Annotated in this window: 28 protein-coding genes; 16 read left to right on the top strand and 12 right to left on the bottom strand. The window is 64.2% G+C overall.

Translation table 11 applies throughout. From position 1 onward, the window contains the following. Positions 1-15: 15 nt before the first annotated feature. Genes PST29_RS19380 through cysG form a run of 4 tightly spaced genes read left to right on the top strand, consistent with a single transcriptional unit; the run spans position 16 to position 4,404 of the window. Positions 16-1,341, top strand: coding sequence for a replication-associated recombination protein A (locus tag PST29_RS19380; RefSeq protein ID WP_060840120.1), 1,326 nt, complete (start codon positions 16-18; stop codon positions 1,339-1,341). Beyond that, positions 1,338-1,712: a fluoride efflux transporter CrcB gene (crcB, locus tag PST29_RS19375; RefSeq protein ID WP_041119048.1), complete on the top strand. Its 375-nt coding sequence runs from the start codon at positions 1,338-1,340 to the stop codon at positions 1,710-1,712. Before PST29_RS19380 ends, crcB begins: the two co-directional genes overlap by 4 nt. A 16-nt stretch (positions 1,713-1,728) precedes the next feature. Continuing rightward, positions 1,729-3,009 carry a serine--tRNA ligase gene (serS, locus tag PST29_RS19370; RefSeq protein ID WP_060840119.1) on the top strand — a complete coding sequence of 427 codons (1,281 nt, stop codon included), beginning with the start codon at positions 1,729-1,731 and terminating at the stop codon, positions 3,007-3,009. Next, positions 3,010-4,404 carry a siroheme synthase CysG gene (gene cysG / locus PST29_RS19365; protein WP_060840118.1) on the top strand — a complete coding sequence of 465 codons (1,395 nt, stop codon included), beginning with the start codon at positions 3,010-3,012 and terminating at the stop codon, positions 4,402-4,404. Between the two features lie 71 nt (positions 4,405-4,475). Here cysG and PST29_RS19360 read toward each other — a convergent pair whose 3' ends face one another. The 6 genes from PST29_RS19360 to tusD all read right to left on the bottom strand — a co-directional run bounded on the left by PST29_RS19360 (position 4,476) and on the right by tusD (position 7,948). Next, the gene (locus tag PST29_RS19360; protein ID WP_060844101.1) at positions 4,476-5,477 is read right to left on the bottom strand and encodes a glutathione S-transferase family protein; all 1,002 of its coding nucleotides are present in this window, start codon (positions 5,475-5,477) and stop codon (positions 4,476-4,478) included. Between the two features lie 88 nt (positions 5,478-5,565). Continuing rightward, entirely contained in the window at positions 5,566-6,567 is a 1,002-nt protein-coding gene (locus PST29_RS19355) for a glycosyl transferase family protein (RefSeq protein ID WP_060844100.1), read from the bottom strand. Further along, positions 6,564-6,899, bottom strand: coding sequence for a TusE/DsrC/DsvC family sulfur relay protein (locus PST29_RS19350; RefSeq protein ID WP_016966956.1), 336 nt, complete (start codon positions 6,897-6,899; stop codon positions 6,564-6,566). The genes PST29_RS19355 and PST29_RS19350 overlap by 4 nt, the downstream gene beginning before the upstream one ends. Continuing rightward, a complete protein-coding gene (gene tusB, locus PST29_RS19345) occupies positions 6,896-7,192 on the bottom strand; it encodes a sulfurtransferase complex subunit TusB (protein ID WP_060844099.1) in 297 nt (98 codons plus the stop codon). Before tusB ends, PST29_RS19350 begins: the two co-directional genes overlap by 4 nt. Beyond that, complete coding sequence (gene tusC / locus PST29_RS19340; RefSeq protein WP_060840114.1) at positions 7,192-7,554, bottom strand: sulfurtransferase complex subunit TusC; 363 nt, start codon at positions 7,552-7,554, stop codon at positions 7,192-7,194. The genes tusB and tusC overlap by 1 nt, the downstream gene beginning before the upstream one ends. A gap of 1 nt (position 7,555) precedes the next feature. Next, positions 7,556-7,948 carry a sulfurtransferase complex subunit TusD gene (gene tusD, locus PST29_RS19335; protein WP_060840113.1) on the bottom strand — a complete coding sequence of 131 codons (393 nt, stop codon included), beginning with the start codon at positions 7,946-7,948 and terminating at the stop codon, positions 7,556-7,558. A 186-nt stretch (positions 7,949-8,134) separates the two neighbouring features. On the opposite strand from tusD, the gene PST29_RS19330 reads away from it, so the two are divergent. After that, positions 8,135-8,884, top strand: a complete 750-nt coding sequence (locus tag PST29_RS19330; protein WP_060844098.1) for an SDR family oxidoreductase — start codon at positions 8,135-8,137, stop codon at positions 8,882-8,884. Between the two features lie 12 nt (positions 8,885-8,896). Here the strand turns inward: PST29_RS19330 and PST29_RS19325 are convergent, their stop codons facing one another. The 4 genes from PST29_RS19325 to PST29_RS19310 all read right to left on the bottom strand — a co-directional run bounded on the left by PST29_RS19325 (position 8,897) and on the right by PST29_RS19310 (position 11,527). Continuing rightward, on the bottom strand, positions 8,897-9,601 hold the full coding sequence (locus PST29_RS19325; protein ID WP_060840111.1) for a YoaK family protein: 705 nt from the start codon (positions 9,599-9,601) through the stop codon (positions 8,897-8,899). A 48-nt stretch (positions 9,602-9,649) separates the two neighbouring features. Next, positions 9,650-9,979, bottom strand: a complete 330-nt coding sequence (locus PST29_RS19320; protein ID WP_060844097.1) for a DUF6388 family protein — start codon at positions 9,977-9,979, stop codon at positions 9,650-9,652. 36 nt (positions 9,980-10,015) lie between these two features. Then, positions 10,016-10,516, bottom strand: coding sequence for an RDD family protein (locus tag PST29_RS19315; protein ID WP_060844096.1), 501 nt, complete (start codon positions 10,514-10,516; stop codon positions 10,016-10,018). Between the two features lie 102 nt (positions 10,517-10,618). Continuing rightward, on the bottom strand, positions 10,619-11,527 hold the full coding sequence (locus tag PST29_RS19310; RefSeq protein ID WP_060840108.1) for a LysR family transcriptional regulator: 909 nt from the start codon (positions 11,525-11,527) through the stop codon (positions 10,619-10,621). A gap of 125 nt (positions 11,528-11,652) precedes the next feature. On the opposite strand from PST29_RS19310, the gene PST29_RS19305 reads away from it, so the two are divergent. The 8 genes from PST29_RS19305 (at position 11,653) to PST29_RS19270 (ending at position 19,781) form a co-directional block, all read left to right on the top strand. Next, entirely contained in the window at positions 11,653-12,801 is a 1,149-nt protein-coding gene (locus PST29_RS19305) for a muconate cycloisomerase family protein (protein WP_162492851.1), read from the top strand. A gap of 10 nt (positions 12,802-12,811) precedes the next feature. Further along, positions 12,812-13,102 (top strand): muconolactone Delta-isomerase, encoded by a 291-nt coding sequence (catC, locus tag PST29_RS19300; protein WP_016966965.1) that lies wholly within the window; start codon positions 12,812-12,814, stop codon positions 13,100-13,102. A 51-nt stretch (positions 13,103-13,153) separates the two neighbouring features. Then, a complete protein-coding gene (gene catA / locus PST29_RS19295; protein WP_060844095.1) occupies positions 13,154-14,083 on the top strand; it encodes a catechol 1,2-dioxygenase in 930 nt (309 codons plus the stop codon). 136 nt (positions 14,084-14,219) lie between these two features. Next, the gene (locus PST29_RS19290) at positions 14,220-15,176 is read left to right on the top strand and encodes an AraC family transcriptional regulator (RefSeq protein ID WP_060844094.1); all 957 of its coding nucleotides are present in this window, start codon (positions 14,220-14,222) and stop codon (positions 15,174-15,176) included. Between the two features lie 486 nt (positions 15,177-15,662). Next, the gene (gene benA / locus PST29_RS19285) at positions 15,663-17,027 is read left to right on the top strand and encodes a benzoate 1,2-dioxygenase large subunit (RefSeq protein ID WP_060845159.1); all 1,365 of its coding nucleotides are present in this window, start codon (positions 15,663-15,665) and stop codon (positions 17,025-17,027) included. Then, positions 17,024-17,512: a benzoate 1,2-dioxygenase small subunit gene (gene benB / locus PST29_RS19280; protein ID WP_060840103.1), complete on the top strand. Its 489-nt coding sequence runs from the start codon at positions 17,024-17,026 to the stop codon at positions 17,510-17,512. The genes benA and benB overlap by 4 nt, the downstream gene beginning before the upstream one ends. A gap of 10 nt (positions 17,513-17,522) precedes the next feature. Then, positions 17,523-18,536, top strand: coding sequence for a benzoate 1,2-dioxygenase electron transfer component BenC (gene benC, locus PST29_RS19275; protein WP_060844093.1), 1,014 nt, complete (start codon positions 17,523-17,525; stop codon positions 18,534-18,536). 471 nt (positions 18,537-19,007) lie between these two features. Further along, complete coding sequence (locus tag PST29_RS19270) at positions 19,008-19,781, top strand: 1,6-dihydroxycyclohexa-2,4-diene-1-carboxylate dehydrogenase (protein WP_060844092.1); 774 nt, start codon at positions 19,008-19,010, stop codon at positions 19,779-19,781. A gap of 24 nt (positions 19,782-19,805) precedes the next feature. Here the strand turns inward: PST29_RS19270 and PST29_RS19265 are convergent, their stop codons facing one another. Then, positions 19,806-21,188, bottom strand: a complete 1,383-nt coding sequence (locus tag PST29_RS19265; RefSeq protein WP_060844091.1) for an aminotransferase-like domain-containing protein — start codon at positions 21,186-21,188, stop codon at positions 19,806-19,808. 513 nt (positions 21,189-21,701) lie between these two features. Between PST29_RS19265 and PST29_RS19260 the strand changes: the two genes are divergently transcribed. The 3 genes from PST29_RS19260 to PST29_RS19250 are packed head-to-tail and all read left to right on the top strand — an operon-like array spanning position 21,702 to position 24,222. Then, positions 21,702-22,634, top strand: coding sequence for a TauD/TfdA family dioxygenase (locus tag PST29_RS19260; RefSeq protein ID WP_231978974.1), 933 nt, complete (start codon positions 21,702-21,704; stop codon positions 22,632-22,634). 27 nt (positions 22,635-22,661) lie between these two features. After that, positions 22,662-23,447 (top strand): sulfite exporter TauE/SafE family protein, encoded by a 786-nt coding sequence (locus tag PST29_RS19255; protein WP_047305291.1) that lies wholly within the window; start codon positions 22,662-22,664, stop codon positions 23,445-23,447. A 22-nt stretch (positions 23,448-23,469) separates the two neighbouring features. Beyond that, positions 23,470-24,222 carry an SDR family NAD(P)-dependent oxidoreductase gene (locus tag PST29_RS19250; RefSeq protein ID WP_060840098.1) on the top strand — a complete coding sequence of 251 codons (753 nt, stop codon included), beginning with the start codon at positions 23,470-23,472 and terminating at the stop codon, positions 24,220-24,222. 180 nt (positions 24,223-24,402) lie between these two features. On the opposite strand, the gene PST29_RS19245 is transcribed toward PST29_RS19250, so the two are convergent. Then, positions 24,403-24,945, bottom strand: coding sequence for a hypothetical protein (locus PST29_RS19245; RefSeq protein ID WP_060840097.1), 543 nt, complete (start codon positions 24,943-24,945; stop codon positions 24,403-24,405). Positions 24,946-24,994: the final 49 nt, after the last annotated feature.

Genomic DNA, 24,994 nt, shown 5'->3' with positions numbered 1-24,994 from the left:
TTTCGAAGGTAGTCCATGGACCTGTTTCGTAGTGCCCCGATCGCCCAGCCACTGGCCGCACGCTTGCGTGCCACCAACCTGGACGAGTACGTCGGTCAGCAGCACCTGCTGGCCCGGGGCAAGCCGCTGCGCGAGGCCCTGGAGCAGGGCGCCCTGCATTCGATGATCTTCTGGGGCCCGCCCGGGGTCGGCAAGACCACCCTGGCGCGGCTGCTGGCGGAAGTCTCGGATGCTCACTTCGAAACCGTCTCGGCGGTGCTGGCCGGGGTCAAGGAGATCCGCCAGGCGGTGGAAATCGCCAAGCAGCAAGCCGGGCAATACGGACGGCGGACCATTCTGTTTGTCGATGAAGTGCATCGTTTCAACAAGTCGCAACAGGATGCCTTCCTGCCCTACGTGGAAGACGGCACGCTGATCTTTATCGGCGCCACCACGGAAAATCCATCCTTCGAACTCAACAATGCCTTGCTCTCCCGAGCGCGGGTGTATGTGCTCAAGAGCCTGGATGAAACCGCCCTGGGCAGCCTGGTACAGCGCGCCCTGACTGAAGAGCGGGGGCTGGGCAAGCGCCAGTTGAGGCTCAGCGATGAAGGCTTCCAGATGCTGCTGTCGGCGGCCGATGGCGATGGCCGGCGCATGCTCAACCTGCTGGAAAACGCCTCGGACCTGGCCGAAGACGGCGGCGAGATCGGCGTTGATCTGTTGCAAAGCCTGCTGGGGGATACCCGTCGGCGTTTCGACAAGGGCGGCGAAGCCTTCTACGACCAGATTTCCGCGTTGCACAAATCGGTGCGCGGCTCCAACCCCGACGGCGCCCTGTACTGGTTTGCGCGCATGCTCGACGGCGGATGCGACCCGCTGTACCTGGCCCGGCGCGTGGTGCGCATGGCCAGCGAGGACATCGGCAACGCCGACCCGCGAGCGCTGAGCCTGTGCCTGGCGGCCTGGGATGTGCAGGAGCGCCTGGGCAGCCCCGAAGGCGAGCTGGCGGTGGCCCAGGCCATCACCTACCTGGCCTGCGCGCCTAAGAGCAACGCCGTGTACATGGGCTTCAAGGCCGCCATGCGCGCCGCTGCCGAACACGGTTCGCTGGAGGTGCCGATTCACCTGCGCAACGCCCCGACCAAGCTGATGAAGCAGTTGGGTTACGGCGACGAATACCGCTACGCCCATGACGAGCCGGATGCCTACGCCGCCGGTGAAGACTATTTTCCTGAAGAGCTGGAGCCATTGCCGCTCTACCAGCCGGTGCCCCGCGGCCTGGAACTGAAGATCGGCGAGAAGCTCAAGCACCTGGCCGCCCTGGACCGGGCCAGCCCCTTGCAGCGGAGAAAACCGTGATCCCCCTGATCCTCGCAGTCTCCGCCGGTGGCGTGGCCGGTACCCTGTTGCGTTTCACCACGGGCAACTGGATCAACGCCAATTGGCCGCGGCACTTCTATACCGCGACGCTGGCCGTTAATATCGTGGGCTGCCTGCTGATCGGCGTGTTGTACGGACTGTTCCTGGTCCGTCCGGAAGTGCCGATCGAAGTGCGTGCCGGATTGATAGTGGGCTTCCTCGGTGGCCTGACGACTTTTTCATCCTTTTCACTGGATACCGTGCGTCTGCTGGAAAGCGGACAAGTGGCGCTGGCCCTGGGCTACGCGGCACTGAGCGTATTCGGCGGGCTGCTTGCTACCTGGGCCGGCCTGTCCTTGACCAAACTTTGATAAACGAGAGAACGACATGCTCGATTCCAAACTGTTACGTAGCAACCTCCAGGACGTAGCGGATCGTCTGGCATCCCGCGGCTTTGCCCTGGATGTGGCACGCATCGAAGCGCTGGAAGAACAGCGCAAGACCGTGCAGACCCGCACCGAGCAACTGCAGGCTGAACGTAACGCGCGCTCCAAGTCCATCGGTCAGGCCAAGCAACGCGGCGAAGACATCGCCCCGCTGATGGCTGACGTCGAGCGCATGGGGAACGAGCTGAGCACCGGCAAGGCCGAGCTGGAAAACATCCAGAGCGAACTGGACTCGATCCTGTTCGGCATTCCCAACCTGCCTCACGAATCGGTGCCGGTCGGTGAAGACGAGGACGGCAACGTTGAAGTGCGCCGCTGGGGCACTCCGACCACCTTCGACTTCCCGATCAAGGATCACGTGGCCCTGGGCGAAACCCACGGCTGGCTGGACTTTGAAACCGCCGCCAAGCTGTCCGGCGCGCGCTTCGCCCTGTTGCGCGGCCCGATCGCTCGTCTGCACCGCGCCCTGGCGCAGTTCATGATCAACCTGCACACCGGCGAGCACGGCTACGAAGAGGCCTACACCCCGTATCTGGTACAGGCCCCGGCCCTGGTGGGTACCAGCCAGCTGCCGAAGTTCGAGGAAGACCTGTTCAAGATCACTCGCGAAGGCGAAGCCGATCTGTACCTGATCCCGACCGCCGAAGTGTCCCTGACCAACATCGTCGCCGGCGAGATCCTCGACGCCAAGCAACTGCCGCTGAAGTTCGTCGCCCACACGCCGTGCTTCCGCAGTGAAGCCGGTGCTTCGGGTCGCGACACCCGCGGCATGATCCGCCAGCACCAGTTCGACAAGGTCGAGATGGTCCAGGTGGTCGAGCCGTCGACTTCCATGGAAGCCCTGGAAGGCCTGACCGCCAACGCCGAAAAGGTCCTGCAACTGCTGCAACTGCCGTACCGCGTACTGGCCCTGTGCACCGGCGACATGGGCTTCAGCGCGCTCAAGACCTACGACCTGGAAGTCTGGGTGCCGAGCCAGGACAAATACCGCGAGATCTCCTCGTGCTCCAACTGCGGCGACTTCCAGGCCCGGCGCATGCAGGCGCGCTTCCGTAACCCGGAAACCGGCAAGCCTGAGCTGGTGCACACCCTCAACGGCTCCGGCCTGGCCGTGGGCCGTACCCTGGTGGCGGTGCTGGAGAACTACCAGCAGGCCGACGGTTCGATCCGCGTGCCGGACGTACTGAAGCCATACATGGGTGGTCTTGAGGTCATCGGCTAAATGGAATATCTGCCGCTGTTTCACAACCTTCGCGGCAGTCGTGTGTTGGTGGTCGGTGGAGGGGAGATTGCCTTGCGCAAATCCCGTCTGCTGGCCGATGCCGGTGCGCAGCTGCGAGTGGTCGCGCCTGAAATAGAAGCGCAATTGCAGGAACTGATCGTCGCCAGCGGCGGTGAGTCCCTGCTGCGCGGTTATGTCGAGGCCGACCTCGACGGCTGCACCCTGATCATCGCCGCCACCGACGACGAATCCCTCAATGCCCAGGTCTCCGCCGATGCCCGTCGGCGTTGCGTCCCGGTCAACGTGGTGGACGCGCCGGCCCTGTGCAGTGTGATCTTTCCCGCCATCGTCGACCGTTCGCCGCTGGTCATCGCGGTGTCCAGCGGCGGCGATGCGCCGGTGCTGGCGCGGTTGATCCGGGCCAAGCTGGAAACCTGGATTCCTTCCACCTACGGCCAGTTGGCCGGGTTGGCGGCGCGTTTTCGGGCCCAGGTCAAAGGCCTGTTTCCGGATGTGCAGCAGCGCCGGGCGTTCTGGGAGGATGTATTCCAGGGCCCCATCGCTGATCGCCAGCTGGCGGGGCAGGGCGCTGAAGCCGAGCGTCTGTTGCAGGCCAAGATTGCCGGCAAGGCGCCCCATGCGCCGGGCGAGGTGTATCTGGTCGGCGCGGGCCCGGGTGATCCGGACCTGCTGACCTTCCGCGCCCTGCGCCTGATGCAGCAGGCCGACGTGGTGCTCTACGACCGTTTGGTGGCGCCGGCGATTCTCGACCTGTGCCGCCGCGACGCCGAACGCATCTACGTCGGCAAGCGTCGCGCCAATCACGCCGTGCCTCAGGAGCAGATCAACCAGCAACTGGTGAACCTGGCCCGGCAAGGCAAGCGTGTGGTGCGGCTCAAGGGTGGCGATCCGTTCATCTTTGGCCGGGGCGGCGAAGAGATCGAAGAGCTGGCGGCCCACGGCATCCCGTTCCAGGTGGTGCCGGGGATTACCGCAGCCAGCGGTTGCTCGGCCTACGCCGGGATTCCCCTGACTCACCGCGACTACGCGCAGTCGGTGCGTTTCGTCACCGGGCATCTCAAGGACGGCACCAGCAACCTGCCTTGGAGCGACCTGGTGGCACCGGCCCAGACCCTGGTGTTCTACATGGGCCTGGTAGGTCTGCCGACCATCTGCGAGCAACTGATCAAGCACGGTCGCGGCGCCGACACGCCGGCAGCGCTGGTTCAGCAGGGCACCACCAGCAACCAGCGAGTGTTCACCGGTACCCTGGCCAACCTGCCGGCGCTGGTGGCGGAGCACGAAGTGCACGCGCCGACCCTGGTGATCGTTGGCGAAGTGGTCCAGCTGCGCGAGAAGCTGGCCTGGTTCGAAGGCGCCCAGTCCGAGGTCTGAAAAGCTTCGCCGGCAAGCCGGCTCCTACAGATCCCACTGTTGTAGGAGCCGGCTTGCCGGCGAAAGCGTCCTCACCCCCTGCACCAAACCCCTTGTCCGCTCAACCGTTGCCGATCATGTGGGTGACCGAAGTCCTGCTGCGGCCCCTTTGGCACGATCCCGGTCGGATTGATGGTGCGATGGCTGGCGTAGTAGTGCCCCTTGATATGGGCGAAATCCACCGTTTCGGCAATTCCCGGCCACTGATACAGCTCCCGCAGCCAGTTCGACAGGTTGGGGTAATCGGCCATACGCCGCAGGTTGCACTTGAAGTGGCCGTGGTACACCGCATCGAAACGGATCAGCGTGGTGAACAGCCGCACATCGGCTTCGGTCAGGTACTCGCCAGCCAAGTAGCGTTGTTTTCCCAGTAACGCTTCCAAAGCGTCCAGCTCGGCAAAGACATCATCGAACGCCGTCTCATAGGCCTGTTGTGACGTGGCAAACCCGGCGCGGTACACGCCATTGTTCAGCGCGGGGTAGATGCGTGCGTTGAGTTCATCGATGCGTGCGCGCAATGGCTGCGGGTAGAAGTCCAGGGCGTTGCCGGTCAGGCCGTCGAAGGCGCTGTTGAACATGCGGATGATCTCCGCCGACTCGTTGCTGACGATGCGCTGTTGCTGCTTGTCCCACAGCACCGGCACGGTGACGCGGCCGGTGTAGTCGGCGCTGTCGGCGGTGTAGCGCTGGTGCATGTAGTCGAAGTGATCCAGTGCGTCGCCGCTGGAGCCGTAGGCGCTGTCGAAGGTCCAGCCGTGCTCGCGCATCAGCCAGCTGACCACCGAGACGTCGATCAACTGTTCCAACCCTTTGAGCTTGCGCAGGATCAGGGTGCGGTGGGCCCAGGGGCAGGCCAGGGAGACATACAGGTGGTAGCGCCCGGCCTCGGCGGCAAAGCCGCCTTCGCCGCTGGGGCCCGGGCGGCCATCGGCGGTGACCCAGTGCCGGCGTTGCGCCTGTTCCCGTTGGAAGGCGCCGTCCTTGCCGCTTTCGTACCACTGGTCATGCCAGCGCCCATCCATCAGCAGTCCCATGGAATGCTCCTCAGCTATTGTGCGTTGGAGTGCAGTCTATGCCCCTGGGTTCGAACAAAAAGCGCAAAGCGTGGGCGGTTTTGATCGATTAAATCGATCTGTCCCGGGCTTCCCAATACTGCTGGGCCAGCGCGAAGGCCTGCTCCCGCGGCGTGCCCAGGCCGCGCAGGGCCAGAGCCATGGTGGCCAGCAGCGCCAGTTGCGGGTAGCTGTCCTCAACATCACCGCGCCACAGCGCCTTGAGGTGCTCGGGATCCAGGCTGGCCGGTTTGACATGGCGCTGGGCCGACAGCGCCGGCCATTCCTCGTCCCAACTGACGCCGCCGGTGCTGCCGTACAGATGGCTGGTGGTGTCCGGGTTGATCTCGATCTCGCCGCCATCGCCCTTGATCACGATCACGTTGTCCCCCAGCAGGCCGCTGGCATCGCGGTGCACTGCCTGGTAACCGGGGTGGAAGATGCTCTGCAGGCCGCAACGGGCGCCCAGGGGGTTGAGCAGGCGCGCCAGGGAATGGATTGGTGAGCGCAGGCCGAGGATGTTACGCAAATCGATCATGCGTTGCAGCTGGGGCGCCCAGTCGCCCAGAGGCATGAAGGCCAGGTTGCCCTGGTCCAGCGCTCGGCCGACCGCCTGCCAATCACGGCACAGGGGAATCCCCAGGGGCTCCAGCAGTTGCTCGGTGTACAGGCGCCCGGCGGTATGGGCGCCGCCGCCGTGGAGCAGGATGCGCACGCCGTTCTGCGCCAGGCACTTGGCCGCCAGCAGGTACCAGGGCAGGTGGCGCTTCTTGCCGGCGTAGGTCGGCCAGTCGAGGTCCAGGGCGATCGCCGGGGCGTTGAGGCGTTCGCGCAAGGCTTCGGTAAAGCCCGCCAGCTCTTCCGGGCTTTCTTCCTTGTGCCGCAGGAGCATGAGAAAGGCGCCCAGCTGAGTGTCCTCCACCTTGTCGTCCAGCAGCATGCCCATGGCTTCCCGGGCTTCCTCGCGGGTCAGGTTGCGCGCGCCGTGCTTGCCTTTGCCCAGGATGCGCACGAACTGGGCAAAAGGGTGTTCTTCCGGGGTCTGGGTGAGCAGGGGGGCGAAATCGTTCATAGGCAATTGGTCGGCTTTGGCAGGCCCGCCAGCTTGGCGGCAAGTTTGGCGGGAGTGCCTTTGAACAGTCGGTTCAGGTGCAGGCTGTTGCCCTTGTCCGGGCCCAGCTTGAGGGCGGTGTACTTGATCAGCGGGCGGGTGGCTGGGGACAGCTGGAACTCTTTATAGAAGCCCTGCAGCAGTTCGAGGATTTCCCAATGCTCCGCGCTCAGCTCCAGCTCTTCGTTGGCGGCCAGGGCTTGGGCTACGTCGGCGGACCAGTCGTCGAGATTGACCAGGTAACCGTCCTTGTCCAGTTCGATGGCGCGAGCGCCCACAGTCAGGGTACTCATAGCCAGGTATTGACCTTGTCATGCTCAATCGACAGGTCGACGAAGCCTGGGTAATCCACCGTCTTGGCCCAGGCCGGCAGGGCCAGGCCCCGGGCTTGCAAGTCCTCTTCCAGCACATACAGCATCAGGCCGCTGCGGGCGCCCAGTTCGCCGTAAAGAGTGGTGCCCGGCTGCAGGGCATAGGCGGCGTCGCCGCACAGCAGCAGGCCGTCGGTGCTGCCCAGCAGGCGCAGGCAACTGCTCAGGCGGGTGTCGGTGAAGGGTGAGTGGGACAACACATGCAAGGTCGACATCAGAGGGTAATCACCTGGTCAAAACGGTCGATGATCCCGGCCAGTTCCGGGGCGTCCAGCAACTGCACCGCGTCAAGGCTCAAGGTTGCCGGGTCCAGACCACGAGCAGCGAGGCTGGCGCTGCAGGCAAACAGTTCGTCGACGCCGAACAGCGACAGCGCCTGCAGGTTGGCGCTCAGGTCCTTTTGCCGCAGCAGCGAAGCCTGTTGCCCCGGCGCCAGTTGCAGCACGCCATCGTCGAGAAACAGCAGGCCGATCGGCAGGTCGAAGGCACCGCCGGCCAGGACGATGTCCAGGGCCTCCCGGGCACCGGGGCCGGACCAGGGCGCCTGACGGCTGATCAGCAACAGGGATTTGGCCATTTCACGCCCCTCCAAAACAGATCAGGCGGTCGGCGGCCTGTACCGCGTCATGCAATTGCCCAAGCCCCGACAGTTCCCAGGGCGCCTCGACGTTCACCGCCGTGCGCTGATAGCGCTGGGCTTCGTCGGCGTTCAACACACCCCGGCGTAGGGCGGCGGCGATGCACACCACGCCATCGAGCTGATGCTGCTCGACAAATTCGCGCCATTCCCGGGGCAGGTCCTGTTCGTCCTGGGGTGTGACGACACTGTTGGCAGCGTTGTGCACGCCGTCCTGATAGAAAAACAGCCGGACAATCTCATGCCCGCCCGCCAGCGCCGCCTGGGCGAACAGCAGGGCGCGGCGCGAGGAAGGCGCATGAGCGGCAGAGAACAGGGCGATGGCGAACTTCATGACGGACTCGATGGATAAAACTGCGGCCATGATAAAGCTTTCTCCGTGGATCGGCTAAACCCCTTTCGCCCCGAAGGCTCAGGCGTGGCAAGCCCGGGACATATCGGGTAAAGCTTTGCCTGGCCCCAAACCCCGGGGCCAGGGATAGACTCGCGCCTTCAATCAACCTGGGACAAGGAGCAAGGGATGATGGAGTTGAATTCGGCGGTGGTGGTGGTCACCGGTGCCGGTCGTGGTCTGGGCGCGGCGCTGGCCATCAGCCTGGCGGACTTGGGCTGCAAATTGATTCTCTGTGGGCGCAACGCCGAGGCCCTGGCGCAAGTGAGCGCGGCGATCGAGACGCGCACCGGCCAGGCCGCCGATTGCGTGGTGGTGGATCTGGCCAGCAGCGAGAGCGTCAAGGCGGCGCTGGCGGAGATTCATGTGCGTCAGCCCCGGGTGGACATCCTGATCAACAACGGCGCCATGTGGCTGGAGGCCAGCGAGCAGCCCCACAGCGCGGCCGAGGTCACCGGAGTGATCGATGCGGCCTTGACGGGCACCTTCCTCCTGACCCAGGGCCTGATGCCGGCGCTCAAGGCCTCGCAGCGCCCGGACATCGTCACCATCGGCTCCATCAGCGGCCTGCCCAATGCACCGCTGCACAGCGTGTCGCTGCCGTTCTACGCGGCCAAGCACGGGCAACTGGCCCTGGCCGACGGTCTGCGCCAGGTGCTCAAGGGCACGCCGGTGCGCTCGCTTTGCGTGCATCCGCCGTATCTGGAAGACATCTCGCCGCTGGACCCGGCCTGGCAGCAGGTTCCGGCACGACAGAAGGGCGAGCAGGGCACCAACCGCGACGTGGTGGAAGCGGTGGTCTTCGCCCTGACCCGACCACGGCACATCAGCCTGTCGTCGATCGTTATCGATACCGACAGCGGCGGTCTGTTCGACTGACGGCGGCGCAGTTCAGCGGGTCTTGTAGCCCAGTTGCCAGCGGCGCGGAATCTTCAGTGACGCGATGCCCAGCAGGGCGGCAAGCAACCCGCTGACATACAGCGCCTGGAGCCCCAGGTGCTGTTCCAGCAAGGCCCCCAGCACCGCTCCGGCGAACATCCCGCTCCACGGCACCAGCTGTACCCGCCAGCCGTTGCGCCGTTCGCCGAGCACCCAGCGCCCCAGCCCGCGGCCAAAGCGCGACAGGGCACCGGTGACGTAGGTCAGGCCGATGGGCAGGCCGTTCACTTCCTCCACCGCCGCATTGAGCATGCCCATGGCGATGATGGCCGCCAGCAGGGCCGGCAATTGCTGCTCGAAAGGCCAGGCGGCGGAGGCGCAGAGCAATGCGCCAATGCTCAGCAGCAAGGGCAGGGCGCGGTGTCCGGCCAGGCGGCTGACCACCACGCCCAGGGCGTTGCCGACGACAAAGGTCGCCACCAGCAGCATCAGGCGCAGCACCAGGGCCGGTTCGCCATCGCTGATGGCCACCGCCATGCGCGTGGTGTTGCCGCTCATGAAAGACACGAAATCGCCAGTGGCCATGAAGCCGATGGCGTCCGTCATCCCGGCCAGCACGGACAGGCAGGCCACCAGCCCGAGGCCGACCCGCCCGCGCCATTTCTGCGTGTGCTGCAGGGCGGCGCTGGCCGCTTGTGTGGAAGTCGAAGGCAACATCGTCGGTTCTCCTGAACAGGGACTGCGGGGGACGCGTGCGGGTCAAGGCTATGGGGCGAGATGATGCAGGGCGCAGTATTCATCCCACGGCATGCCGGCCATTTCCGCCACCTCCTTGTGCACTTCAAGGCGCTGGGCGTGGAATTCCTCCGGGCTGGCGGCGGTCAGTTGCAGGCTCAACTCCCAGGCGAACAGCCCCAGGCGCTCGGCTTCGGCTTCAAAGGCTTCATGCAGGCGTTCGTTGCGGTACTGCTCGGGCGTCTCGCCCTTGACCTGGGCCTCCAGCGGATTGAGCTTGTCCAGGGCTTCGCGCAGTTCGGGGCGGGCGGCGAGAAATCTTTCCAAGGCTATTTCGTGGTGCAGGGCATCGGCGGGCATCGGGGCTCCTTGAGGGGAACGGGCAGTCTTCAGGCATCAAGCCCGGGACAGGGGGTGTGCTGGCATTTCACTGCGTATCTGCTGCAGATCCTTGTGCGGGATCACGTAGGTGCGGGCGAGCATATCGCCTATTCGCTGGCAGCGGCTTGATTCCACGCAGGCCATCAGCGGGACAAAGGCGAACGCGGCCTCCAGATAGCGGGTGGCGCTTCTGATCAGTACCTGGATCAGCGTCGGCGGCGTCCCGGCGGCGTTGATCACCACCAGGCCCAGGGCGCACTTGCCGGGCGTGCGGCCCTTGAAGAAATACTCCCAGGCCACGAAGTACAAGGGCCAGACCAGCATGAACAGCATTGAGTGCAGGTAGGGCTCCAGCCCCGTCTGTTGCGCGAGGTCGAGCAAGCGTCTGACCGGCTGCAACGCCAGCACCCCGTGCAGGCTCAGCGACAGGAGCACATACACCGCCAGCGCCAGCACCTGGTCGAGCATGAAGGCGGCGGCGCGGCGCAGGATCAGTCGGGTTCTTGAGACTTCCATGGTCGATTCCAGAGTTTTTTCCATCATGTCGGGCGCAGTGTAATCCCCGCAGGGCGGGGAGTAGCAGTGGTTTTGGCGGGGGCCTACTGCACCCGCCCCGAGTCAGCTGACCACGGGCTGTTCGCGACCGATCTCGCTGCGCAACTGGGCAATCAGGTGCAGGCAATGGGTGAGCCCCGGCGACGGCTCGCCGACCCGGCGGCTGAGGATGATCGGCGAGGTGGCAGCGGTTTCCAGCAGCGGGCAAAAACCGATGTCGTCGCGGTGCAGCACCTGTACCGAGGCCGGCACCAGGGTGACGCCAATGCCGGCGCCCACCAGGCCGATGGCGGTCTGCAATTCGTTGGTCCACTGGGCGATCTTCAGGTTCAGGCCACGGGCATTGAACAGTGCGATCACATGGTCGGCGTAGCTCGGCCGCGGGTTGGCCGGGTACAGCACGAAGGGTTCTTTGGCCAGTTGCTCAAGCGTCAGTGCCTGCCCCAGCAGCGGATGGCCGGCGGGCAGGGCGACCACCAGCCGATCCTCGGTCAGCACCCTCTGCACGATGGCCGGGTCGTCGATGTGAATCCGCCCGAAGCCGATATCGATGCGTCCCGCCTTCAAGGCTTCCACCTGTTGCAGGGTGGTCATTTCCGACAGGCCCAGTTCCAGCTCCAGGGTTTCGTTGCTGCGCAGGCGGCGGATCAGTTGCGGCAGCACGCCGTACAAGGTCGAAGGGGCAAAGCCGATGCCCAGCCAGGTCTTGTGCCCCAGGCCGATGCGCCGGGTGTTGTCGCAGACCTTGCCCAACTGCTCCAGCACCCGGTTGGAATGCTCATAGAAAAACCGCCCGGCGGCGGTCAGGCGCAGCGGCCGGCCACGCTCCAGCAACAACACCCCCAACTCGTCTTCCAGTTGCTGGATCTGCCGGCTCAAGGGCGGTTGGGCAATGTGCAGGCGCTCGGCGGCGCGGGTGAAGTTGAGGGTTTCCCCCAGCACCTGGAAGTAGCGCAGATGACGCAGTTCCATGACAGCTCTCCAGTGGTGATATGCATACCTTAAAGGTATCAAGCCAGACCAATTCTATATTGGAACCCCGGAAAAAGCCGGGACAGAATCGAGCGCAGAACTTCAAGAACCTCACGGGTATGGACATGCACGCTTCTGCCATTGAATCGATCGAAACGATCATCGTCGATCTGCCGACCATTCGCCCCCACAAGCTGGCCATGCACACCATGCAGAACCAGACCCTGGTGCTGATCCGCCTGCGCTGCGCCGACGGCATCGAAGGCCTGGGGGAATCCACCACCATCGGCGGCCTGGCCTATGGCAACGAAAGCCCGGACAGCATCAAGACCAACATCGACCGCTTCTTCACCCCGCTGCTGCTCGGCCAGGACGCCAGCAACATCAACGCCGCCATGCTGCGCCTGGAACAGAGCATCCGCGGCAACACCTTCGCCAAGTCCGGGATCGAAAGCGCCTTGCTCGACGCCCAGGGCAAGCGCCTCGGGCTGCCGGTCAGCGAACTGTTGGGCGGCCGGGTGCGCGATGCGCTGCCCGTGGCCTGGACCCTGGCCAGCGGCGACACCGCCAAGGACATCGCCGAAGCCGAAAAGATGCTCGACCTGCGCCGCCACCGCATCTTCAAGCTGAAGATCGGTGCCGGTGAAGTGGACCGCGACCTGGCCCATGTGATCGCCATCAAGAAGGCCCTGGGCGACCGCGCCAGCGTGCGGGTCGACGTCAACCAGGCCTGGGACGAAGCCGTGGCCCTGCGCGCCTGCCGCATCCTCGGCAGCAACGGCATCGACCTGATCGAGCAACCTATCTCACGCAACAATCGCGCCGGCATGGTGCGCCTGAATGCCAGCAGCCCGGCGCCGATCATGGCCGACGAATCCATCGAATGCGTGGAAGACGCCTTCAACCTGGCCCGGGAAGGTGCGGCCTCGGTGTTCGCCCTGAAGATCGCCAAGAACGGCGGGCCCCGCGCCACCCTGCGCACCGCGGCGATTGCCGAGGCAGCGGGCATCGGCCTGTACGGCGGCACCATGCTCGAAGGCGGTATCGGCACCCTGGCCTCGGCCCACGCCTTCCTGACCCTGAACAAACTGAGCTGGGACACCGAGCTGTTCGGCCCGCTGCTGCTGACCGAGGACATCCTCGCCGAGGCGCCGGTGTACCGGGATTTCCACCTGCATGTCTCACGGGCGCCGGGCCTCGGCCTGAGCCTGGACGAAGAGCGCCTGGCGTTCTTCCGTCGCGACAAAACCACCCCCGTGCTGCATCACACCTGAGGAGGGCTGCATGCTATTCCACGTGAAAATGACCGTGAACCTGCCGGTCGACATGAACCCCGAGCGCGCCGCGCAACTGAAGGCCGAGGAAAAGGCCCTGGCCCAGCGCCTGCAGGCCGAAGGCAAGTGGCGCCACCTGTGGCGCATTGCCGGGCTGTACGCCAACTACAGCGTGTTCGACGTCGACAGCGTGCAGGAACTGCACGACACCCTGATGCAATTGCCGCTGTACCCGTACATGGCCATCGAAGTTAACGCCCTGTGCAGGCATCCTTCGTCCATTCATGAGGATGACCGCTGAGTTCGCATCAGCCCGTTCACCACTCTAATAAATACAAGATGAGGATTAATCATGAACGTCAGAATTTCCCAGACTGCCAGCGCCCAGCGTTTTCTTGAAGAAGCCAGCGGCCAGTTCACCGAAGGCGGCAACCCCCGGGCCAAGGCCATCGTCTACCGCATCCTGCGGGACACCGTGAACATCATCGAAGACCTGAACGTTACCCCGGAAGAGTTCTGGAAAGCCGTCAACTACCTCAACGTGCTCGGTGCCCGCCAGGAAGCCGGCCTGCTGGCCGCGGGCCTGGGCCTGGAGCACTACCTGGACCTGCTGATGGACGCCGCCGACGAACAGGCCGGCAAGACCGGCGGCACCCCGCGCACCATCGAAGGCCCGCTGTACGTCGCCGGCGCGCCCCTGAGCCAGGGCGAGGCGCGCCTGGACGACGGCCTCGACCCGGGCGTGGTGCTGTTCATGCAAGGGCAGGTGACCAACACCGCCGGCCAGCCCCTGGCCGGGGCTGTCGTCGATGTCTGGCACGCCAACACCGGCGGCACCTATTCCTACTTCGACGGCAGCCAATCGGAGTTCAACCTGCGCCGGCGCATCGTCACCGACGCCGAGGGCCGCTACCGTTTTCGCAGCATCGTGCCGTCCGGCTACGGCTGCCCGCCGGAAGGCCCGACCCAGCAATTGCTGGATCAACTGGGGCGTCACGGCCAGCGCCCGGCGCACATCCACTTCTTCATCTCCGCCGATGACCATCGCCACCTGACCACCCAGATCAACCTGGACGGCGACCCCTACCTGCACGACGACTTCGCCTACGCCACCCGCGACGAGCTGATCGCCAAGATCACCTTCAGCGACGACCAGGCCCGGGCCAAGGAGTTGGGCGTGAGCGGCCGCTTCGCGGAAATTCACTTCGACTTCACCCTGCAGTCCTCGGCCCAGCCGCAAGAACAGCAGCGCCACGAACGGGTGCGTGCCCTGGAGGACTGAAGCGCCGACCCTGCTTGACCCGGCCACGGCGCACCGACCCAGGTGCCCGTGGCTTTTGCCGTTATGCCTGGCCTGACGAGACTGCGTTGCGTGCCTGAAACGCAGACCTGATAAGCACCATCAGAGTGACCCGATCATGCAAATGCATCTGTTGAGTGAACGCAGCCGCGTGTTTGTTCAAGCCGATCCCCATGCCGTGTCCGGTTACGTCAATCAGCACGTGGGCAGCCACTGCATCCGCCTGCCCCGGGCGGGCCATCCCCAGGCCAGCCTCAATCATCGGGCCCTGGCCAGCCTGGATTTGTGCAGCCTCAGCTATGGCGGCAGCGTGCGCGTCACCTCGCCGGCGCTGGAAAGCATCTACCACCTGCAGGTGCTGCTGCGTGGCCACTGCCTGTGGCGCAGCCGCGACCAGGAACACTGCTTCGCCCCGGGGGAACTGCTGCTGATCAACCCGGACGACCCGGTGGACCTGACCTATTCCGACGACTGCGAAAAATTCATCATCAAGATTCCCACGCACCTGCTGGAAGCCGCCTGCCAGGAACAGCGCTGGCAGTACCCGGGGCAGGGCGTGCGCTTTCTGCGCCAGCGTTACCAACTGCAGGAACTGGAAGGCTTCGTGCCCCTGCTGAGCCTGTTGTGCCAGGAGTCCGAAGCCCTGGAGGCCATGCCCAAGGTGCAGGAGCACTACGCGCACATCCTGGTGAGCAAACTGCTGGGCCTGATGCAGACCAATGTCCAGCGCGGCACCCTGAGTGCCTCGGCGGCGACCTTCGAACGCATTGCCGACTACATCGAGCGCAACCTCAAGCGCGACATCGGTTGTGAAGAGCTGGCGCAACAGGCGTGCATGAGCCTGCGTTCGCTGTACGCGCTGTTTGAACGCAACGTCCGCACCACGCCGAAGCACTACATCCGCCAGCAGAAACTGCAACGGGTGCACGCCTGCCTCAGCGACCCGCACAGCCCGGTGCGCAACGTCACCGAACTGGCCCTGGACTTCGGCTTTTCCCACCTGGGCCGCTTCGCCCAGAGCTACCGCCAGGAATACGGCGAACGGCCGTCCGACACCCTCAAGCGTCGCCACTGACCGGCCCTTCCGACCTGTGCCTGGCGATCGCCAGCCGAACCTTTAGCGGCCTTGAGATCCTTGCGTCCCTTCGGGCCGTTCGCAGCCTGCGGCAGCGGCTACACCCCTGTAGCCGCTGCCGAGCGTGCGAGGCTGCGAAAAGGTCCGCAGGACCTTGCCTGGCGATCGCCAGTCGAACCTTTAGCGGCCTTGAGACCCTTGCGTCCCTTCGGGCCGTTCGCAGCCTGCGGCAGCGGCTACACCCCTGTAGCCGCTGCCGAGCGTGCGAGGCTGCGAAAAGGTCCGCAGGACCTTGCCTGGCGATCGCCAGCCGAGCCTTTAGCGGCCTTGAGATCCTTGCGTCCCTTCGGGCCGTTCGCAGCCTGCGGCAGCGGCTACAAGGCAATCTGCAGAAAACGGATACAGGTCTGCACGCATCGGCTATTACCCCGCCAACCCCCGTCCTAGCATGGCCCTGCCTGAATAAAAACAATGGAGGCGGCGGCCATGTCCCTGCGACCCGAATACCTGCATTCCCTGCTTGAAGAAGACCCCGACCAGGGCGTCTACCGCTGCAAGCGGGAGATGTTCACCGACCCCCGGTTGTTCGACCTGGAGATGCAGCACATCTTCGAAGGCAACTGGCTGTACCTGGCCCACGACAGCCAGATCCCCAACCCCAACGACTACTACAGCACCACCATGGGCCGGCAGCCGGTGTTCATCGCGCGCAACAAGAACGGCGAACTCAATGCCTTCATCAACGCCTGCAGCCATCGCGGCGCCATGCTCTGCCGGCACAAGACCGGCAACAAGGCGTCCTTCACCTGCCCGTTCCACGGCTGGACCTTCAACAACACCGGCAAGCTGCTCAAGGTCAAGGACCCGGCCGCCGCCGGCTACCCGGCCAGCTTCAACTGCGACGGCTCCCACGACCTGACCCGCGTCGCGCGCTTCGAGTCCTATCGCGGCTTTCTGTTCGGTAGCCTCAACCCCGACGTGCTGCCCCTGGTGGAGCACCTGGGGGAGTCGGCGAAGATCATCGACATGATCGTCGACCAGTCCGCCGACGGCCTGGAAGTGCTGCGCGGCTCCTCCAGCTACATCTACGAAGGCAACTGGAAGCTCACCGCCGAGAACGGCGCCGACGGCTACCACGTCAGCTCGGTGCACTGGAACTACGCCGCCACCCAGAACCAGCGCAAGCAGCGCGAAGCCGGGGAAGACATCCGCACCATGAGCGCCGGCACCTGGGCCAAGCAGGGCGGCGGTTTCTACTCCTTCGACAAGGGCCACATGCTGCTCTGGACCCGCTGGTCCAACCCCGAGGACCGCCCGCTGTACGAACGTCGGGACGAGCTGGCCCGGGACTTCGGCCAGGCCCGGGCCGACTGGATGATCGAGAACTCGCGCAACCTGTGCCTGTACCCCAACGTCTACCTGATGGACCAGTTCAGCTCGCAGATCCGCATCGCCCGGCCGATCTCGGTGGACCGCACCGAAATCACCATCTACTGCATCGCGCCCAAGGGCGAGAGCGACGAAGCCCGGGCCCGGCGCATCCGCCAGTACGAAGACTTCTTCAACGTCAGCGGCATGGCCACCCCGGACGACCTGGAGGAGTTCCGTTCCTGCCAGCTCGGCTACCAGGGCAGCAGCACGGCCTGGAACGACATGTCCCGCGGTGCCGAGCACTGGGTCCAGGGAGCGGACGAGGCCGCCAAAGAAATCGACCTGCAGCCGATCCTCAGCGGCGTGCGCACCGAGGACGAAGGCCTGTTCGTGATGCAGCACAAGTTCTGGCAGCAAACCCTGCTGGCGGCCCTGGAGCGTGAAGCCTCACGGCAGATCGCAGTGGAGGCCGTGCAATGACTGTTTCCTACGACACCGTGCGCGATTTCCTGTACCGCGAAGCCCGCTACCTGGACGACAAGGACTGGGACAACTGGCTGGAACTCTACGCCCCGGACGCGACCTTCTGGATGCCGTCCTGGGACGACAGCGACCAGCTGACCGAAGACCCGCAGCGGGAAATCTCGCTGATCTGGTATGGCAACCGCAGCGGCCTGGAAGACCGGGTGTTCCGCATCAAGACCGAGCGCTCCAGCGCCAGCATTCCCGACACCCGCACCTCCCATAACCTGAGCAATATCGAGCTGCTGGAGCAGGGCGACGGCCTGTGCAAGCTGCGCTTCAACTGGCACACCCTGAGCTTTCGCTACAAGACCGTGGACAGTTACTTCGGCTGCAGCTTCTACACCCTCGACCTGCGCGGCGAAAACCCGTTGATCCTGGCCAAGAAAGTCATCCTGAAGAACGACTACGTTCGCCAGGTCGTCGATATCTACCACCTCTGAGGCGACTGCCATGAGCCATCAAATCGCACTCAACTTCGAAGACGGCGTCACCCGCTTCGTCAACGCCAATCCGGGCGAAACCGTGGCCGACGCCGCCTACCGCCAAGGCATCAACATCCCCCTGGACTGCCGCGACGGTGCGTGCGGCACCTGCAAGTGCCTGGCCGAGGCCGGGCGCTACGAGCTGGGCGAGGACTACATCGAAGACGCCCTGAGCGCCGATGAGGCCGAGCAGGGTTTTGTCCTCACCTGCCAGATGCGCGCCTTGAGCGATTGCGTGGTGCGGGTGCCGGCTTCGTCCCAGGTCTGCCGCGCCGGGCAGGGCAGTTTCCAGGCCAGCATCAGTGCCGTGCGCCAGCTGTCCGCCAGCACCATTGCCCTGTCGATCAAGGGCGAGGCCCTGAGCCAGCTGGCGTTCCTGCCGGGGCAATACGTCAACCTCGGGGTGCCCGGCAGCGAACAGACCCGGGCCTATTCCTTCAGCTCCTTGCAGCGCGACGGCGAGGTCAGCTTCCTGATCCGCAATGTGCCCGGCGGCCTGATGAGCAGCTTCCTCACCGGTCTTGCCAAAGCCGGCGACAGCATGACCCTGGCCGGGCCCCTGGGCAGCTTCTACCTGCGGGATATCCGCCGGCCCCTGCTGTTGCTGGCGGGCGGCACCGGGCTGGCGCCGTTCACCGCCATGCTGGAGAAAATCGCCGAGCAGGGCAGCGAGCACCCGCTGCATTTGATCTACGGCGTGAGCAACGATTTCGACCTGGTGGAGCTGGAGCGCCTGGAAGACTTTGCCGCGCGCATCCCGCAGTTCAGCTTCAGCGCCTGCGTGGCCAACCCCGAGAGCCAGTACCCGCGCAAGGGCTACGTGACCCAGCACATCGAGCCGGTGCACCTCAACCAGGGCGATGTGGACGTGTACCTGTGCGGGCCGCCGCCGATGGTCGAGGCGGTGAGCCAGTTCATCCGCGAGCAGGGCATCGCCCCGGCAAATTTCTACTACGAGAAGTTCGCCGCCAGCGCCGCCTGAAGGGCATTGCATTCTTGTGTAGGCGCTGGCTTGCCAGCGAAGGCGTCCATCAGGGCGCTGCAAGGCTCAAAGGCCCTTTCGCCGGCAAGCCGTCTCCTACGAAGTCCCACACGGCAAGCCCGGCCTTGTAGGAGCTGGCTTGCCAGCGAAGGCGTCCATCAGGGCGCTGCAAGGCTCAAAGGCCCTTTCGCCGGCAAGCCGGCTCCTACGAAGTCCCACACGGCAAGCCTGGCCTTGTAGGAGCTGGCTTGCCAGCGAAGGCGTCCAGCAGGGCGCTGCTAGGCTCAAGAGCCCTTTCGCCGGCAAGCCGGCTCCTACGAAGTCCCACGCGGCAAGCCTGGCCTTGTAGGAGCTGGCTTGCCAGCGAAGACGTCCTTCAGGGCGCTGCTAGGCTCAAGGGCCTTTTCGCCGGCAAGCCGGCGCCGACGTCGGGTGGTGTTCTCCCTATCTTTTTGCATTCACGAGGTTTCCATGAACCGTTTCCACAACCAAGTCGCCCTGGTCACCGGCGCCGCCCAAGGCATCGGCCGTCGCGTTGCCGAACGCCTGGCCGAAGAGGGCGCCCGCGTGGTGCTGGTGGACCGCTCCGAGCTGGTCTTCGAACTGGCCGCTGAGCTGAGCCCCCGCTACCCGGTCCTGGCCCTGACCGCCGACCTGGAGCAGTACAGCGAATGCAGTCGGATCATGGCGGCGGGCATCGCCCACTTCGGCCGCCTGGACATCCTCATCAACAACGTCGGCGGCACCATCTGGGCCAAGCCCTTCGAACACTACGAGCCCGCGCAGATCGAAGCCGAAGTGCGTCGCTCGCTGTTCCCGACCTTGTGGTGCTGCCACGCCGCCTTGCCGCAGATGCTGGAGCAGGGCAGCGGGGCCATCGTCAACGTCTCGTCCATCGCCACCCGCAGCCTCAACCGCGTGCCCTACGGTGCGGCCAAGGGCGGGATCAACGCGCTGACCGCCTGCCTGGCCTTCGAAACCGCCGGCCGCGGCGTGCGGGTCAATGCCACCGCCCCGGGTGGCACCGAAGCCCCGCCGCGGCGCATCCCGCGCAACAGCGCCGAGCCGAGCGCCGAGGAGCAGGCCTGGTATCAGCAGATCGTCGAGCAGACCCTGGACAGCAGCCTGATGAAACGCTACGGCAACATGGACGAGCAGGCCGCGGCGATTCTGTTTCTCGCCTCCGACGAAGCTTCCTACATCACCGGCACGGTGCTGCCGGTGGGCGGCGGCGACCAGGGCTGAAGCCCGGCGGCCGCACTGAACCCGTCAGTAGAACAGCCGCGGCTCGGGTGAGGCGAGCAGGCTGGCCAGCTTGGTCAGGGCAAAGCTCAGTTCGGCGCGGCTCGGCGACATCAAGGCAATACGCACGCCGCGGCTGGCCGTGGTGCGCTGAGCCAGGAACTGGCTGCCGCTGACCACGGTGACCCCCTGGGCGCGGGCCAGGTTGGCAAACTCATCGCAGTTCCAGGGCTCGGGCAATACCAGCCAGATGTGAAAGCTGTTGGGCTGGCTGCTGATCTGATAGTTGCCGAGGATCTCCCGCGCCATTTGCTGGCGCACCGCCGCCTCTTGCTGCTGGACCTTGATCAACTGCTCGCCGGTGCCGCTGTTGATCAGGTTGCTGGCCAGTTGCGCCATCATCGGCGAGGGCATCCATACACTGCTGCGGACCATGGACGACAGGCGCGAGAGGGTTTCGGGCGGGGCGTACAGGTAACCGATGCGCAGGGCCGGCAGGATGCTTTTCGACAGGCTGGTCAGGTAGATCGAACGCTCGGGGGCGTAGGCCGAGATCGGCTTGTGCACCGTGTGGGTTTCCAGAAAGCCATAGATGTCATCGTCGATGATGAACACATCGTATTCGCGGGCGATCTGGGCGATGGCTTCGCGGCGCTCCGGCGGCATGATCGAGTTGGTCGGGTTCTGGTGAGTGGTCACGCACACCAGCAGGGCCGGACGGTGTTCCTGGCATGCGGCGCGGAAGGCCTCGGGCACCAGCCCGTATTCATCGATCTGCACGCCCATCAGGCGCCTGTCCAGGCTGTGGGCCAGGGAGATGATCCCGGGGTAGCAATGCTCTTCGCAGAGAATCAGGTCGTTGGTGTTGGACAGGCTGTTGATGGCCACCAGCAGGCCGTGCTGTGCGCCGCTGGTGAGCACGATCTGCTGCCAGCGCGCCTCGGGCAGGCTGCGCTGCACCCAGCGGGCGCCGGCCTGCTTGTGCACGGCATGCCCGCCATCGGTGGCGTAGTCCAGAACCCGGTTCAGGTCGGTCGACTGTGCCAGCTCGCCAATGGAATCGCGCAGCCACATCCCGACGTTGGCGTCATTGGGCTTGATGATCGACAGATCGATCTGCGCGCTGTGGCTATCGGCGGCGGTTTGTGCTGCGACAGGTGCCGTCCTGGTCTTGGCCGGCAGGACAAAGGTCCCGCGTCCGACTTCCCCCACCACCAGCCCGCGCTTGGCCGCTTCGTCATAGGCACGACCCACGGTGCCGGGCGTGACTTTCAAGGCCTCGGCCAGCTCCTTGAGGGTGGGCAGCCGATCTTCAGGGCTCAGGCGCCCGGAGCGAATGTCTTGCTCCAGGGCGTCGGCAATCATTAGGTAAACCGGCTGCGCGTGGCCGCTGTATTGAGGAACCCACATAGGTAAAGCACCAGAGTCTGCACAAGCACGCAAGCCTAACATGAACCTGTGAAGGGGCGTAATCCTGTGGTAATCGAGGATATTGCACCTAATTGATGCGATTTAATTCTTTCGAATAACCCAGTTTCCCCGTCGGTTTTGTCGTGCTGAAATTTTCTTTCACGAGAAATTTCAATAAATTCAATGACTTTAAAGCCGTGTTCGCGGGCTGCAGCACCGATCGGCAGAAATAAATTGAATCGAGTCTATTTGTGTAATTACAATGATTACGTCGATGTTGTTTCGAGATGTTATCGAGGCATTGGCGGGTTTGTCCCGGCATTACACGGGTGTCGTGTGAGCTGAATCACAAAAATACAACAGGTTGTGCCGCCTCCCGGGTCAGGCGCAACGCGCATCGAACTATGGAATTCAACTGAAATGGAAAGCGCACAGCACAAGCAGGCAGTCGAGGCCGTGGCAACGTTGGAAATCCGCTTGCCGTGGGTTATTTCCAGCGCATGGCAAACCGTCTTGAGTCAGACGCCTCTGGAATTCGAGGCCACCAAAGACATTTACTTTCAGCTCAAGGAACAGGCCCAGGATGTACTGGGGGCCGCCCTGACCCGACAGATCCGGGCATTTGTCGAAGACCCCGACATCACCTCGATGGTGATTCGCAACTGCCCGCGAGACCGGGACATTCCGCCGACGCCTTACTCCGGCGTGTTGAGCCCCAAGAGCACCCCCATCGCCTGCCTGGTCAGCCTTTCGCTGCAAAGCCTGCTGGGTATCCATCCGGTGGTCTATGAAGGGGAGAATGACGGGCGCCTGTTTCGCCATGTGATTCCTTCACGCACTTCCTCCAGTCAGAAAAGCTCGCACGGTTCGCGCCTGCGCTTCTCCTACCACGTCGACAACCCGGACTTGCCGCTGTCCTCCGAAGCGCTCGGCGAGCTCTCCTGCTGCCCGGAATACCTGTCGTTCTTCGGCATGCGTTGCGATCCACGGATCAACACCACGCTGGTCAATTTGGACGACGTGATCGAGCAACTGCCGGCGGCCACCGTGCGCGAACTGAGCCTGCCGCAGTTCGAAGTGCGCCGCCCGGACTCGTTCGCCAGCCAACGCCGTTCAACGCCCAACCTGGCGGTGTTGGTGCGCGGCGCGGCCAACGAGTGGCTGTGCCGTTTCGACAGTGAAAACACCTACGGCATGAACGCCACCGCCGAGCTGGCGCTCAATGCCCTGCGCACGCTGCTGGAAACCCGTCGCTTCGATGAACCGCACCTGCTGCTGCCCGGGGATTTCATGATCTTCAAGAACCAGCGAGTGCTTCACGCTCGGGACGGTTTCGAGCCGCAAAACGACGGCGCCGACCGCTGGCTGTTGCGCGTGTTTGCGGTCAATGACCTGAACCGCGTGCGCTTTGCGCGAGCCGACCATCTGTATGAAGTCCTTTGCTGATTCTTTTTTTCTTCGTGGGGTAACGCTATGGAACTGTTAGGAGCCTATTGGGCTGAACACTGGGTATTGGCGATTCTGCTGCTGGGCGCCATTGCTTTCGTCGCCGGCTTTGTCGACAGCATTGCCGGCGGGGGCGGGCTGTTCCTGGTACCGGGATTCCTGCTGGTGGGCCTGCCGCCGCAGGTGGCGCTGGGCCAGGAAAAGCTGGTCAGCACCCTGGGCACCCTGGCGGCGATCAGAAACTTTCTGGTCAACAGCAAGATGGTCTGGAAAGTGGCGCTGGTCGGCGTGCCGTTTTCCCTGCTCGGTGCCTACCTGGGGGCGCACCTGATTGTGTCGATCTCGCAGGAAACCGTAGGCAAGATCATCCTGGCGTTGATCCCCTTCGGCATCCTGATTTTCCTCACCCCCAAGGACCGGCCCGTGCAGGAGCACGTTCTGTCCGATGCCATGCTGTTTACAGTGGTGCCCCTGACCTGCCTGGTCATCGGCTTCTATGACGGCTTCTTCGGCCCGGGCACCGGCAGCATGTTCATCATTGCCTTTCACTACCTGCTGAAAATGGACCTGGTCTCCAGCTCGGCCAACTCCAAGACCTTCAACTTCGCGTCCAACATCGGCGCCCTGGTGGCGTTCATCATGGCCGGCAAGGTGATCTACCTGCTGGCCCTGCCATTGGTGGCCTGCAACATTTTGGGCAACCACCTGGGCAGTGCCCTGGCCATTCGCAAGGGCAACGACGTGGTGCGCAAGGTGCTGGTGCTTTCGATGATGTGTCTGTTCGCCAGCCTCGGCGTGAAATACCTGGCCTGATCGCCAGACAAAGGAGAAACCCATGAAAACCGCATTTGTGACCGGCGCCTCGGCCGGCTTTGGCCAAGCGATCTGTCGCCGACTGATCGCCGAAGGCTATCGCGTGATCGGTGGCGCGCGGCGCATGGACAAGCTCCAGCGCCTGGAGCAGGAGCTGGGTGAGAACTTCATCGCCCTGGAGCTGGATGTCACCGACAAGACCTCCCTGGAACGGGCGGTGGAACAGATCCATGAGGCGTCCCTGGCCATCGATCTGCTGGTCAACAACGCCGGGCTGGCGCTGGGCATCGAACGTGCCCAGCAAAGCAGCGCGCAGAACTGGGAGCGCATGATCGCCACCAACATCACCGGCCTGGCGCTGATTACCCAGCGCGTCCTGCCCCGCATGGTCGAGGCCAACAGCGGGCTGATCATCAACATCGGCTCGATTGCCGGCACCTATCCCTATCCGGGCGGCAACGTCTATGGCGCCAGCAAGGCCTTCGTCAAGCAGTTCAGCCTGAACCTGCGCGCGGACCTGGCCGGCACCCGGGTGCGGGTGACCAACATCGAACCGGGCCTGTGTTCTGGCACCGACTTCTCGGTGGTGCGGCTTAACGGCGACATGGAAGCGGTGCACGCCTTGTACAAGGATGTTGAAGCCATCCGCCCCGAGGACATCGCCAACACCGTGTGCTGGATCGCCCAGCAGCCGGAGCATCTGAACATCAACTCCATCGAAATCATGCCCGTGGCGCAGAGCAGCGCGGCGTTGAATGTCGTGCGCAACCTTTGAGGGCAGGGGGACGCTGCTGAGTGCGGCGCTCACGCAACCCTGTAGCCGCTGCCGCAGGCTGCGCACGGGCGCAAAGCGCTCGCTAAACCAGACGCTGCGATACCCCGGTGAGACTTCACCGGGCCGGTTTCTGATGGCTGGGCAATCCTCAGCCCTTAGCGGCGACCGTCTCCGTCGCCGCTAAGGGTTTACAGGCATGGGGTAGGGCAAGTCGATTGGCGGGGCGTCCGGCAACTGCCGCGAGGATTTGCCCATCAGATAGCCGATGATCTGCGGCGCAGTCATGTCCACCTGCAACATGTCCGGCTCGCCAAACCACTCGTTGGGCCAGAAGATCAGGTCCGAGGCATTGGCCTCGGGGAAGTTGGTTTCCAGCAGGCTCAAGGCGTAGTCCATATCAGACTCCGTGCCCTCGCATTGACAGATGAAACCCGCCAGGGCACACGCTTCGTCGAAGCTCAGGTCGTCAACGTAGCGCTCTTGATGAAAGGCAGTGCGCAGAAAGTTCTCCGCGCTGGTATGGCTGTGCATCACGAGAAACTCGTGAAACTCGAAAGGCCGGCCGGCGTGGCTGTTCCACTGCTGGATCAGCGCACTGATCTCGGGGCTTTCCCGGCCCTGGTTGTCCCAGATCCGGTCGAGGATCTGCTCCAGCAGGTCCTTCATCAACGCATTTGTTTTCGGCGTCGGTGGTGTTGGTTTCAGCCGTTCCGGCATGGCCATGGGTATCTCCCTGATTGTCATTGCATGTGGCTGGAGAGGGGGGCGCGAG

This window comes from Pseudomonas sp. St29 (genome assembly GCF_001547915.1).
GTDB lineage: Bacteria > Pseudomonadota > Gammaproteobacteria > Pseudomonadales > Pseudomonadaceae > Aquipseudomonas.
Note: the sequence above shows the minus strand (reverse complement) of the source record. Positions and strands in the feature narration are given on the sequence as shown.